This window comes from Hymenobacter sp. H14-R3 (genome assembly GCF_030063445.1).
Classification (GTDB): Bacteria; Bacteroidota; Bacteroidia; order Cytophagales; family Hymenobacteraceae; genus Hymenobacter.
Genome location: NZ_JASITD010000009.1, coordinates 93,612 through 105,546, shown reverse-complemented (window position 1 = coordinate 105,546; position 11,935 = coordinate 93,612). Strand labels below are relative to the sequence as shown.

At 63.7% G+C, this 11,935-nt stretch carries 11 protein-coding genes; 7 read left to right on the top strand and 4 right to left on the bottom strand.

Annotated features, from left to right (window positions below; translation table 11 throughout):
- Positions 1-62: 62 nt before the first annotated feature.
- On the top strand, positions 63-281 hold the full coding sequence (locus tag QMK33_RS10400; protein WP_283564522.1) for a hypothetical protein: 219 nt from the start codon (positions 63-65) through the stop codon (positions 279-281).
- On the opposite strand, the gene QMK33_RS10395 is transcribed toward QMK33_RS10400, so the two are convergent.
- Both QMK33_RS10395 and QMK33_RS10390 read right to left on the bottom strand, forming a co-directional pair.
- Positions 258-485 (bottom strand): hypothetical protein, encoded by a 228-nt coding sequence (locus tag QMK33_RS10395; protein ID WP_283564521.1) that lies wholly within the window; start codon positions 483-485, stop codon positions 258-260. The two genes, QMK33_RS10400 and QMK33_RS10395, sit on opposite strands and share 24 nt — an antisense overlap.
- 187 nt (positions 486-672) lie before the next feature.
- Positions 673-1,311: a hypothetical protein gene (locus tag QMK33_RS10390; protein WP_283564520.1), complete on the bottom strand. Its 639-nt coding sequence runs from the start codon at positions 1,309-1,311 to the stop codon at positions 673-675.
- Positions 1,312-2,036: 725 nt separating this feature from the next.
- On the opposite strand from QMK33_RS10390, the gene QMK33_RS10385 reads away from it, so the two are divergent.
- From QMK33_RS10385 to QMK33_RS10375, 3 genes are all read left to right on the top strand, one after another.
- Positions 2,037-4,544: an outer membrane beta-barrel protein gene (locus tag QMK33_RS10385; RefSeq protein WP_283564519.1), complete on the top strand. Its 2,508-nt coding sequence runs from the start codon at positions 2,037-2,039 to the stop codon at positions 4,542-4,544.
- 89 nt (positions 4,545-4,633) lie between these two features.
- A complete protein-coding gene (locus tag QMK33_RS10380) occupies positions 4,634-5,470 on the top strand; it encodes a hypothetical protein (RefSeq protein ID WP_283564518.1) in 837 nt (278 codons plus the stop codon).
- A gap of 285 nt (positions 5,471-5,755) precedes the next feature.
- Positions 5,756-7,096: a serine hydrolase domain-containing protein gene (locus QMK33_RS10375; RefSeq protein ID WP_283564517.1), complete on the top strand. Its 1,341-nt coding sequence runs from the start codon at positions 5,756-5,758 to the stop codon at positions 7,094-7,096.
- 71 nt (positions 7,097-7,167) lie between these two features.
- On the opposite strand, the gene QMK33_RS10370 is transcribed toward QMK33_RS10375, so the two are convergent.
- Positions 7,168-8,034 carry a transporter gene (locus QMK33_RS10370; protein ID WP_283564516.1) on the bottom strand — a complete coding sequence of 289 codons (867 nt, stop codon included), beginning with the start codon at positions 8,032-8,034 and terminating at the stop codon, positions 7,168-7,170.
- Between the two features lie 250 nt (positions 8,035-8,284).
- On the opposite strand from QMK33_RS10370, the gene QMK33_RS10365 reads away from it, so the two are divergent.
- The gene (locus QMK33_RS10365) at positions 8,285-8,449 is read left to right on the top strand and encodes a hypothetical protein (RefSeq protein WP_283564515.1); all 165 of its coding nucleotides are present in this window, start codon (positions 8,285-8,287) and stop codon (positions 8,447-8,449) included.
- A gap of 45 nt (positions 8,450-8,494) precedes the next feature.
- Entirely contained in the window at positions 8,495-9,946 is a 1,452-nt protein-coding gene (gene hisS / locus QMK33_RS10360) for a histidine--tRNA ligase (protein WP_283564514.1), read from the top strand.
- Between the two features lie 289 nt (positions 9,947-10,235).
- Here hisS and QMK33_RS10355 read toward each other — a convergent pair whose 3' ends face one another.
- Positions 10,236-10,454, bottom strand: coding sequence for a hypothetical protein (locus tag QMK33_RS10355; protein WP_283564513.1), 219 nt, complete (start codon positions 10,452-10,454; stop codon positions 10,236-10,238).
- A 100-nt stretch (positions 10,455-10,554) separates the two neighbouring features.
- Here QMK33_RS10355 and QMK33_RS10350 point away from each other — a divergent pair, with 100 nt between their 5' ends.
- Positions 10,555-11,808, top strand: a complete 1,254-nt coding sequence (locus QMK33_RS10350) for a M1 family aminopeptidase (RefSeq protein ID WP_283564512.1) — start codon at positions 10,555-10,557, stop codon at positions 11,806-11,808.
- Positions 11,809-11,935 lie beyond the last annotated feature (127 nt).

The following is an 11,935-nucleotide window of genomic DNA, read 5'->3' as shown; positions in this document are numbered from 1 at the left end:
CCTGCGACAGCCACGTGCCACTGCTCTAGTCTAGGGGCGGCATCGCGCCGGGCGTCAGCTTCGTGCCACACACCATCATCGACAATGCCCCCACGGCGGCCATGCTGGTGCACAGCAAGTTGCCCCGCGCCCGCACCGGCCAGCCCATTGTGGAGGGGCTGAGCCCCGCCGGGGCCGCCGGCCGGCCGGGGCTGCCGGAACTAGGACGGCATGTTTTTTTAAAGCATAAATTATTAATAGTCAATATGATACTCTTGCTACTCACCAAAATGCGAGGCTAGTATTTTATCGTAGAGGCGCTCCATGCTTCCCGCATGGTATTCGTCCTTTAACGAGATAAGCCCCAGGAGCCGTAGCGGGTCTGACGCAATAAAAATCTCACCGTCTTTGCTAGCTTCCCAGTCAAAGCCTTCAGCATTCTCAAGTAGCTGAATCGCATAGCCCAGCTTACCGATGGTTGAAAGTGCGGGATTGTAGGTATTCATTGAGTCAGTTAGCTTCATACGGGTCGTGGCGGCCGGGCAGGCTCAAGGGCGTGGGGAAGACGTGCTGGGCGATAAGCTGACGGCCGCGCGGGCTCCCTAACGCCGACCAGCGCGGGGCGTGGTTTCAGGTGCCTTAGCGGCCGCTGGCAAAAGGGTTTTTTATGATAACTAGTTGGTTATCATATATTTATAAGCCATTCAGGCTAATGCTATTCACCCAGGCCGAATCGGCGTACGCGGCGGTGGGCATGGCGGCGCTTAGTAGTACCGGGCGGCTTTCTGGCGTGGGCTGGTAACGAAAAGTCACCGGGTACGAGCGCGTAAACGTTTCTTTGGTCAGTACCGGGGTGCTGTCGATTTTGCCGGGGCCAAACGCGCGGCGCAGTTCCCCCAGCCGCAGCAGCCGGTCGGGGTTGGGCCGCGACCTATCCAAAGCCGGGTGGGACCCCGGCGGCCGAAACGGCATCCAAACAAACACGAAGTCCAGGGTTTTATCGGGCATTAAGGTGCTCTCTACCAAGCAGCCAGGCAGGCTTAGGTAGAAATGGCTGGTGGCGCTGAAGTGGAGCAGCGAATCGGCGTAGCGGGGCGCATCGGCCGCCCTGAACTGGGTGCCTTGCGCCAGCTCATCCGCAAAGTGGCGCGTTACGCGCAGCACCGTTGGTACCAGCTTAGCTGGCAGGCCCCCAGGGGCGGGGGCCGATTCTGTTGCGGGCGCGCCGTGGCAGCCAGCCAGCAGCAGCCAGCCTCCCACTACCCAGCGGCCAGCTAGCGGGTACTTGCGCAGCAACGGGGAATCCGCCCGGAGGCTAGTTACTTGATTCATAGTCTATTGCATTATAAAAAGCCAGTCTTACCCGGCGTGCTGCTGAATTTTGCGGAGATACCGAAGCCTGTGGCCTTGGAACGGGCAAATAACGGTGGCAGGTGCCACTACGCAGCCCACCGGCGCAGTGGCGGAGCCTAACAAAGCTTGACTACGGCCATTTCATTTCTCCCTGGGCAACTCTTGGGGCGCGGCGCACATCTGCTGGCCGGGTGCCCCGCACTGGCGGGGCGCAACGACGCAATTTGGTAATGCAGCAAGGTGGGGGCCGGTGTAACGTTTGGGCCAGCGCCAGGTACTCGCAGTGAATCAGGGGCTTGAAAGGCTGCCTGGCCGACCTTATTCAAAAAAAGTTTCAACTTAAAATGCCTTTCTGAGCGCTGAAAACGCAGATTATGAAAAATAATTGAAACAGTACTATGCGAAACAAAGTACCTGTTGTAAGTTTGTTCTATCAAAAGCCAAGTACCACCTCACTACCCACAACCTGGCCGCGCCTAGCTGCGGCGCGCCGGGGGTAGCTGCTGGCCGCCAACCGGGCGGCTGGTTCGCCCCGGCCTAGCGGCCGGGTCTTTCGACCAGCCCGCTGGTCAGCCCACTTTTTCGCCCCGGTGCACCTGCCTGCCCTTGCACCGGGCACCGACTCCTCTCCCCCACCGGAACTGCGGCCGGCTGGGAACGGAATCGCCATGCCTAAACCGAACGCTTCTTTTCGCGCCACCGCCATGCATTACTCTCTGAACATCAACTCGCTACCCGTTGCCGCCAGCATTGGCCTGCTCTTGACGCTGCCCCTGGCCGGCCGCGCCCAAACGGGCCCGGCGGCTACGCTTACCAGCCGCGCCACCGTCAGCGGCACCGCCGTAGATGGCGGCGCCAAGGCCGAACCGCTGGCCTTTGCCACGGTGCTGCTGCGCCGCACCGGGGCCGGCGACACCAGCCTGGTAGCCAGCGGCCAAACCACGCTGGCCGGCACGTTTGAGCTGCCCCAGGTACCGGCCGGTGCCTACCGGCTGCGGGTGCTGGCGCTGGGCTACCAGCCGCTGCTGCGCGCCGTGCAAGTGCCCGTGAGCCAGGCAGTTGTGGCCCTGGGTAATTTAAAGCTGCGGCCGGCCACCCAGCAGCTGGGCGAGGTGACCGTGACGGGCCAGAAGGCCGTGGTGCAGCAGGAGCTGGGCAAAACGATTATCAACGTGGAGAAGGACCTGAGCAGCGTGGGCGGCACGGCCGTGAACGTGCTCGAAAACGTGCCCTCGGTGGCCGTAGATGCCAGTGGCACCGTGAGCCTGCGCGGCTCCAGCAACCTTACCATTCTTATTGATGGCAAGCCCGCCGGCACCAGCAACGGCGGGCCGGGGCCGCGGCTAGACCAGATTCCGGCCTCGCAAATATCCCAGATAGAGGTGATGACCAACCCCTCGGCCAAGTACGATGCCAGCGGGGCGGGCGTCATCAACATCATCACCAAAAAGAACAAGAAGGAGGGCTGGAACGGCCAGGCCGCCCTGGTAGTGGGCTCCCGCGAGAAATACGCCCCCAGCCTCAGCCTGAGCCGGCACCACCATAAGGCCACCTGGAACCTGGGCTACGACGGCCGCGACCAGACCTACCGCAGCCGCAGCACCAGCGCCCAAACCGCCCAGCTGCCCGACGGCGGCGCGCTGTTTACGACACAGGCGGGCCAGGGCAGCCAGCGCAACCAGAACCACGACTTCAGCCTGGGCCTGACCTACGACCTGAACCCGGAGCAGACCCTGAGCCTGAACGTGAACCCGCAGTACCAGCGCGAGCGCGAAACCATCAATCAGACCCTGACCCAGCAGCCGGCGGGCGCGCCTGCCCCCGTGGTGCAGCAGGGTCGGCAAACGTCCGACGTGCAGGTGAAAGTGCTGGAAACCTCAGCCGATTACCGCCGCACCTGGGAGGCGCACCAGGGCCGCGAGCTAACCGCCAGCGGCGGGGCGGTGCTCATTGATGCCACCGTGCCGGTGGCCCAGGCGCTGAGTGGCTCGGGGCTGGGTGGCTTCCGGCAAGACCAGGCGGTGCAGGCCCAGATTTATTTTGGGCAGATTGACTATACCCTGCCCAGCGCCGACAGCAAGGGCAAGCTCGAAACCGGCCTCAAAATGCAGGCCAGCCACAACACCGGCAGCACCACGCTGCTGGCACCCACCGCCGACAGCAACGGGGAGTATCGGCGCGACCCGAACCGCTCGTTTGACTACCAATTCAACCAGGTGCTGCCGGCCGCCTACGCTACGTATGCGCGGCAGCTGGCCCACGGCTGGAGCGCGCAGGGCGGGGTGCGCAGCGAGGCCACGTTTATCAACGGCAGCCTCACTGATGGCCGGGCCAGCGTTAACCGGCAGTACCTCAGCTTTTTCCCTTCGGCTACCGTGGCGAAGGAGCTAGCCAAGGAGCCCGGCCAGAGCCGCCTGCAATTCAGCTACGCCCGGCGGCTGAACCGGCCCGATTTTATGCAGCAATTGCCCTTGCAGCTCTACCAGGACCCGCGCGCGTACCGCCAGGGCAACCCCGGCCTGCTGCCCGAATTCAGCCATAACATCGAGCTGGGCCACCAGCTGAATTTGAAGAACGGGGCCAGCATCACGAGCACCGTGTTTGCGCGCTTCACGCAGCAGGCCATCCAGCGCCTGCGCTTCGTGGATACCCTGGCCACGCGCACGGCCGGCGTGGGGGTGGTCACGGCCGAAACGTTCCGCAACCTGGGCAACACCACCAGCCTGGGCCTCGAAATGACCTGGGCCCAACCCCTCACCAAGTGGTGGCGCGTGTCGGCCAGCGGCTCCCTCTACCGCTCCCAGATTGCCGCCAACGCGGCCAACGCGGCCAACCGCGCGGCCCTGGCCGGCACCGCCCGCCTGGCCAACAGCTTCACGCCCCGCAAGGGCCTCGATGTGCAACTAACTGGCAACGTGCGCTCTACGGTACTCACCGCCCAGGGCCGCCAGCTGCCCACCGGCGGCCTCGACCTGGCCCTGCGCCAGCGCCTGTTCAGCGAGCGCGCCGCCCTCACGCTGCGCGTATCCGACCTGCTCAACACCCAGGTGCGCCGCACCGAGCTGGCCACGCCCGAGCTGCAAACCTCGCTCTACAACAAGTATGAAACGCGCGTGGCCTGGCTGGGCTTCACCTGGTACATCGGGGCCACCAAGGCCAAGGAAGGCCGCATCGACAATGCCCCGAGCGGCGGCGGCGGCTTCGGCGGCTAGGTTTTCGATGAATAACGGAGCAAACCATACCGTGCTGCTTGCTCCTTGCTAAGTACCCTTTGCTTTTTTCACTCTTTTCTCCCAATCGCATGAAAACTGTTGCTTTGTTGCTCGCCGTGGCCCTGTCGCCCCTCGCCGTTTTTGCCCAAGCAAGTGCGCCATCTGCTCCTTATGCTCAGGTCGTTAGCTACCGTGCGGCGGCGCTGGCACCGGCCTACTACACCCGCAGTGTGGCCGGCGGGGGTAGCATCACCTACTTCGGCGCGGTGTGCTCGCACGATGCCACCGATGCCCAGTTTGCCCAGCTGCGGCAGGCGTTTGCCGCTTGCCAGCCCACGGTCGTTTTTTACGAGCACCCCGATTGTGGCGTTGATAGCACTGAGGCGGCCACCATCGCGCAGTTTGGCGACGCCGGCTACGCCCGCTACCTGGCTCGGCAGCACCGCGTAGCCACCGCCCGCCTCGACGACCCACTGGCCGAGTATGCCTACCTGCAAGCCCACATTGCCCCCGAGCGCCTCAAACTGTACTACCTGCTGCGCGAAACCCAGCGCTACCAGGTGCGCACCAACGCTTCGGCAGCCCAGACCAGGCAAGCCATGCGGCAGCTGCTGGCCAATAGCGCGCAGTTTTTGCCCGGCACGGCGCAAGTTATTCGCAACGAGGCCGAGCTGGCCGCTACCTACCGCCAGTATTTCGCCAGCAGCCCCAAGTGGTGGCAGGCCCCGGCCGACTGGTTTGCGCCCCAAGCCGCAGCCAGCTCCCCCCACGCCCTGTTGCGCGAGCTGAGCACGGCCGTGCTGGCCTACCGCGAGCAGCAGGTGTATAGCAAGGTGCTGGCCCGCGCCCAGGCCGGTGCGCGGGTGCTGGTAGTGATGAGCCGCGCCGACCTACCCGCCACGCCCCCCACCCTGGCCCGCAACTAACGGCGCACACGCACCGCCTGGCTGGTCGTGCCCCGGTTCGCCGGCGCAATTATCCTAAAACCTTGATAAACAACACTTAGCTTACAACAACCCGAGATACAGCATCCTGTTTGCACTCGCTGCCTGGCGCGAAACCTTATAGGGCAGCGGGCGCGGGCGGGGTGTTGTGTTTTGAGTGTTCAGGAATAGACAAAATTTAGTACTTAACTGGTAATGAATTTGCGCAGCTGGAGATTTACTTACCGTTCCATTCTTTCACCCTTTCCTGCGCACGCCCAACTCGTTATGTTGCACCGTTCTACCCTCGCCCTCGCTGCCCTGCTGGGTATCGGTACCCTCACCACCTCGGCCCAAACCCTGAATACCGCCAAGCTCGACAGCCTGCTCAACTCGCTGGCAGCCAACAACAAGCTGATGGGCAGCCTGGCCCTGGCGCACGAGGGCAAGGTGGTATACAGCCACGCCTTTGGCGCGGCCCGGGTCACTGGCACCACCCAAACCCCAGCCACGGCCGCCACCCGCTACCGCATCGGCTCCATCACGAAGGTGTTCACGGGCGTGCTCATTTTTCAGCTTATCGAGGAGAAAAAGCTAACGCTGGATACCAAGCTGGCAACCTTCTTCCCGCAGATTCCGAATGCGGCTACCATCACCATCGACCAACTGCTGAGCCACCACAGCGGCATCCACAACTTTACCAACGACCCGGCTTTTGGGGGCTACATGACCCAGCCCAAAACCCAGGCCGAGATGCTGGCCATTATGGCCCAGCCGGCTCCCGACTTTGCCCCCGGCACTAAGGGCGCGTACAGCAACTCCAACTTCGTGCTGCTGGGCTACATCGTGGAGAAGCTTACCAAAATGCCCTACGCCCAGGCCTTGCAAAAGCGCATCGTGGCCCGGGCCGGCCTGAAGGCCACCTACTACGGCGGCAAAATAGCGGCCCAAAAACAGGAGGCTCACTCCTACAAGCCCACGCCCACCGGCTGGCAGCCCGACGCGGAAAGCGACATGAGCATCCCCGGCGGCGCGGGGGCCATCGTAGCCACGCCCACCGACCTCACCCGCTTTATGGAGGCGCTATTTGGTGGTAAGCTGCTTGCGGCCAGCAGCCTGGCAGCCATGCAGGAAGTGCGCGACGGCTACGGCCGGGCCTTGTTTGTGGCGCCCTTCAACGAGAAAACTATGTACTGGCACAACGGCGGCATCGACAGCTTTCGGGCCACGGCCAACTACCTGCCCGCCGATAAGCTGGCCGTGGCCCTGTGCAGCAACGGCGGCACCTACCCCATCAACGACGTGGCGGCGGCGGCCCTCACCATTTACTTCAACAAGCCCTACCAGCTGCCCAACTTTGCGGCCACCGGCTACGTGCCCGCCCCCGCCGACCTCTACCGCTACGCCGGCACCTACGCCAGCCCGCAGCTACCCCTTAAAATCACGATGACCAGAGCCGGCAACAGTCTGCAATCGCAGGCTGCCGGCCAGAGCGCGTTTCCGCTGGAGCCAGTGGGCGCCGGCGTGTTCAAGTTTGAGCAGGCGGGTATTGTGGTCGAGTTTGCCGCCGACAAGCCAACATTTACGCTCAAGCAAGGTGGTGGTAGCTACGTGTTTACGAAAGAGTAATGTGGGGTAAGCTTTAGCTTGCCGCCAGCACGCGCAGCCTACAACGGCAAGCTAAAGCTTACCCTACATTATCACCTCCTGAAAGTCAGGCCCAGAAAATACTCCCTATCCACGGAGTGCGTCACGGGCAGGTGGGCTCCGAAGTCAACTTGCAGGTTATCAGTTACATCGAACTGCGGGCCCACGTTAATGGAGCTGCGCCACGAGGCCTGGCGCACGTCCCAGTAGCCCACCAGCTCCACAAAGGCCTGCACTAGCTTATTAAACTGATAATCAGTGGTTAGCGTGGGCGTGAGCTGCAAGTAGTGCTGGCTTTGCTCGCGGTCGAAGAAGTAGTTGGCGGCCACCTGCCCGCCCGCGCTCCAGGCTTTGGTAAACTGGTACACCACGGGCAGGGCCAGGCCGGGCTCGTAGCCACCGTCGCCCACCGCGCCGCCGCTGGGCAGCTGCACGTAGCCAATGAGGCCCAGGGCCCAGCGGCTGTTGTCGTCGCCCACCAGGGTGTGCTTCAGGCGCAGCGTTACGTCGCCGATGCCGCGCGTGCGCTGGTCCTGGCTGGGGTCGGTATCGTCGGTGTTATACGAGTAGGTGTACGAGTCGAGGGCCACCTGAAAATCGGTGCGGTTGGTGAGGCCGATTTTAGCCAGGAAGTGGTTGGCGTACCAGTCGTGGCCGTGGGCCGGGCCCTCGCGGCGCATCAGCAGGCGCAGCGCGTCGGTTTCGTACTGAAAGTGGCCGGCATCTACCGAGTACGGGCTTTCGGTGATGCCGGGGCGGTCGGGCACCAGGGGGCGCATGTACTTGCGCGGCGTGGGGTTAAACAGGTTAAACTGCTCTTTATCAATAGCAACAGTGTCATTGAGAGGTGCTTGCGCGGCGGCGGGCCGGGCGCAGGCCAGCGCCAGCGCCAGTGCCAGAGAATAATAGAAAAAACGCATGAGCAAATGGAATAAGCGGAGGCCCGCATACGCAAAGACTGCGCCGATGGCCATGCCCGCGGCGCAATTGCCCATTGGCAAGCAAACGGGTACCGGGATACCCCCGGCGGCGGGCCTTTCGCCCGCAAGGCCCTTCTTCATCAGTTGCTCATGCAGCTTCTTTCCTTGTCTGCGTCTTATTCCTGGCCCGCATCAGCCGGCGCGGCGCGGTTGCTCACGGCCTGCGGCAACAAACCCGACGGCACGCCCGATGGCACAGCCCCCCGCCAGAGCCGAAGCCGGCCGCCGCCAAGCCGCCGCTGCCGACAGCGCCCGCCGCTCCCACAGCGCCATTGGCATGCCCAAGGGCACCGGGGTAAACGCCGTAGCCAGCGGAACCCGGGCGGGCACGCCGGCGGCCAGCATGCCGCGGTAGCCAGCCGCCCCGGTGCCCGGGCCACCACCTTACCTTTGTGCCGACATGGAAAAACCCAGCATTCCGCAAGGCACCCGCGATTTTGGCCCCGCCCAGGTGGCGCGCCGCCAGCACATTTTCAACGTTATCCGCCGCACGTTCGAAACGTTTGGCTACGCCCCGCTCGAAACCCCGACGCTCGAAAACCTGTCGGTGCTCACTGGCAAGTACGGCGACGAGGGCGACCAGCTACTCTTTAAAGTCCTCAACTCGGGCAACTTCCTGGTGAAGGAGCGCCGCGGCGAAATCACGCCCCTCGTCACGGCCGAAGACCTCGACGCCGGCCCCAAAGCCGTGCTGCCCAAAATTGCCGAGAAGGGCCTGCGCTACGACCTCACCGTGCCCTTTGCCCGCTACGTGGCCATGAACCGCGGCACGCTCACCTTCCCCTTCCGGCGCTACCAGATGCAGCCCGTGTGGCGCGCCGACAAGCCCCAGCGCGGCCGCTACCGCGAGTTTTACCAGTGCGATGCCGATGTGGTGGGCACCAATTCGCTGCTCTGCGAGGCCGAGATTGTGCTTATGATGGCGCAGGTGCTCAACGGCTTGGGCCTGGAAGATTTCACCATCAAAATCAACCACCGCGGGGTGCTGCGCAACATTTACCAGGCGCTGGGCGGCGAGGGCAAGGAAACCGACCTGTTCGTGGCCATCGACAAGCTCGACAAAATAGGGCCCGATGGCGTGCGTAAGGAGCTGCTGGCCAAAGGCTTCCAGGATGCGACCATCGACACGCTGTTTGCCCTGCTGGGCGTGCAGGGCGACTACCCCGAAAAGCTGGAGCGCCTGATGGTGGGCTTCGTAACGGCCGGCGTGGAGCCCGACGGCCTGCGCCCCACGGCCGCCAGCAACGACGAAGATGCGGATGCCGCCTACTACCGCGGCCTCAACGAGCTGGCCGAGGTGCGCGACCTGCTGCAAGCCAGCGGTTTCCGGCAGTTTGACCGGCTGGAGTTTGACCCCACCCTGGCCCGCGGCCTGAGCTACTACACGGGCTGCATTTTTGAGGTCAAAATCAACAACGTGGCCATGGGCAGCGTGAGCGGCGGCGGCCGCTACGACAACCTCACCGGCGCGTTTGGCCTGCCCGGCGTGAGCGGCGTGGGCTTCTCGTTTGGCGTCGACCGCCTCTACGACTGCCTCGAAAGCCTGGCGCTATTCACCGAAACCGGCGAAACGCCCACCCGCGTGCTGCTCACCCACTTCGATGTGGCCAGCGGCCGCGCCGCCCTGCCCCTGCTGGCCGAGCTGCGCGCCGCCGGCATCCCGGCCGAGCTCTACCCCGATGCCAGCAAGCTGCAAAAGCAGTTCAAGTACGCCGATGCCAAGGGCATTCCGCTGGTGCTGGTACTGGGCCCCGAGGAGCTGGCCGCTGGCGTGGCGAAGATTAAAATAATGAAAACCGGCGAGGAGAAAACGCTGGCAATCAGTGAAGTAGTGAGCGCGCTCACGGTGTAAGCCTCTCCCAAAAATGCACTGACCAGTCAGGGGTCGGTGCTTTTTTTGGTAGGCCTGCTGGTGGTTGCTATAGGTGCCGGGCCCGGTGCGCGCCCTCGCTCCTAGAGGCTCACCAAGGGGCCGCCCGCGCCCGCCCACCGCTACACGCACGCCATTGATAGCTAAGCCGTTAGCGGGTAGCTGCGCTGGCAACGGGTAGCTTTTACTACCACCAGCGCGGCCCTTGGTGCTGCGCGAAAACGAATGGAGCTGGCGCAACAAGTAGAAGAACCTGAGCCAGCTGGCATCGCTACCCCGCACACAGGCCACGGGCTGCTGCCATAATGCGGGCGCGCTCGTGGGCGGCGGGCAGGTCGGCGGGGCCGGTAGCGGCGGTAGTATCCAGGGTGGAGGGCAGGGTACCGAAGCGGCAGAAAAAGGACAGGCTTTGATACCCGTTTGGCGGGTTCCGCTTGCGGGCTACCTGCCGGCGGGCGGGCGGGCGGGTCCAGGTTTCGGGGTGGGCCATTACGCCCATTATTTTCACGCATAGCTCCGGGCTGGTTGGCGCGGGCGCCGCTTGGGTAGTCGCGCAGGCATCGTGCACGACTGCGCTTACTTTGTGGCCGATGCTCTCTCTTCCAAAATACAGCTGGCTGCTCGTGCTCTTCCTCTGGGGCGGCACCTTCGCTAGCCTGGCCACGCCCATTGTGCACATCCGCTTGCGGGTAGAGCCGGGTACTCATTCCTTCACCTGCCACTACCAATTCACGCTGCCCGCCTCAGATACAACCTCCGTGGTACGGCTAAACCTGAACCACGCGCTCAACTTGCAGCGCGTGCACAGTACCGGGGCGTTGCAGCAGCGGGTCAGCACCGTTACGTACGTGGGCGATACGGTGCACCAGGTACAGGTGCGCTACGGCCCGCACCGGCGGCGGCGGCAAATTGAGCTCGTTTACTCGGGCACGATGGCCAAGGGGGAATTCACGGACCAAGTAGCCGTTTTTAGTGGCCACGGCAATTGGCTGCCCTTCCGGCCCTACGCCGAATATGAGCTGGTGGCGTACGAGCTGGTGGTGCAGGCCCCCGCCGCCTACCAGGTGCGCAGCACCACTGCGGCCGTGCGGCAGCGGCCCGGCGAGTGGGTGTTTCACGGCACCACCAGCCACATTGAGCCCACTGCTTTCGTGGCGCAGCACTTTTACCAAGCCACGTCGGCCACGGCCCCGCCCATCGCGCTGGTGAAGGCGGGCGCGCCCCTGGCCCGGCCCGATACGGTACTGCTGCACCGGGCCGAGGCCATTGTGGCGTTTTATAACCGCACCATCGGCCGGCAAGCGCCCGTGGGGCGGTTCACCATTCTCCTGCCCGGCACCAACAGCGGGGCCTACGGCCTGCTCGACGATGCCACCGTTATTACCTACTCCACTTTCGACGTCACCAGCCAGGAAGACTTGCTGATTCTGGCCCACGAGATAAGCCATAAGTGGTGGGCCTACGGCTCGTTTCACGATGAGAACGGCTGGCTCAGCGAAGCCTTTGCCACCTATTCCAGCCTCTTGTACCTGCAAGCCAGCGGCGACGAAGCCGGGTACCGGGCTGAGCTGGCCCGCCTGGCGGCCTCGGCGGCCGGCACGCCCCCACTCTGGGGGTTCGACCGCTACCAGCACCCGTTTGCTATGTACCGGCGGGTTATCTACAACAAGGGCACCGGTATTCTGGCCGCTTTGCACCAGCACGTTGGTACTGAGCAGTTTATGACCATCTTGGCCCAAACAGCCGCGCAGCAGACGAGCACGACCACGGGCTTTCTCGCCACGGTAGCGCAAGTGGCGGGCCCAGGAGCCCACGCGTGGCTGCTGGCCGAGCTAAAGCGCTAACAGCACGATGAGTACGGTCAGTGTGCTGTTTTAAGGCAGTAGCGCAGCTTTTGCAGCTGGCACGCCCTGTGCAGCCCAAAGCCCCCAACCGGCCGGGTAGCCAACACCGTAGCCCGGCGGGCTACTT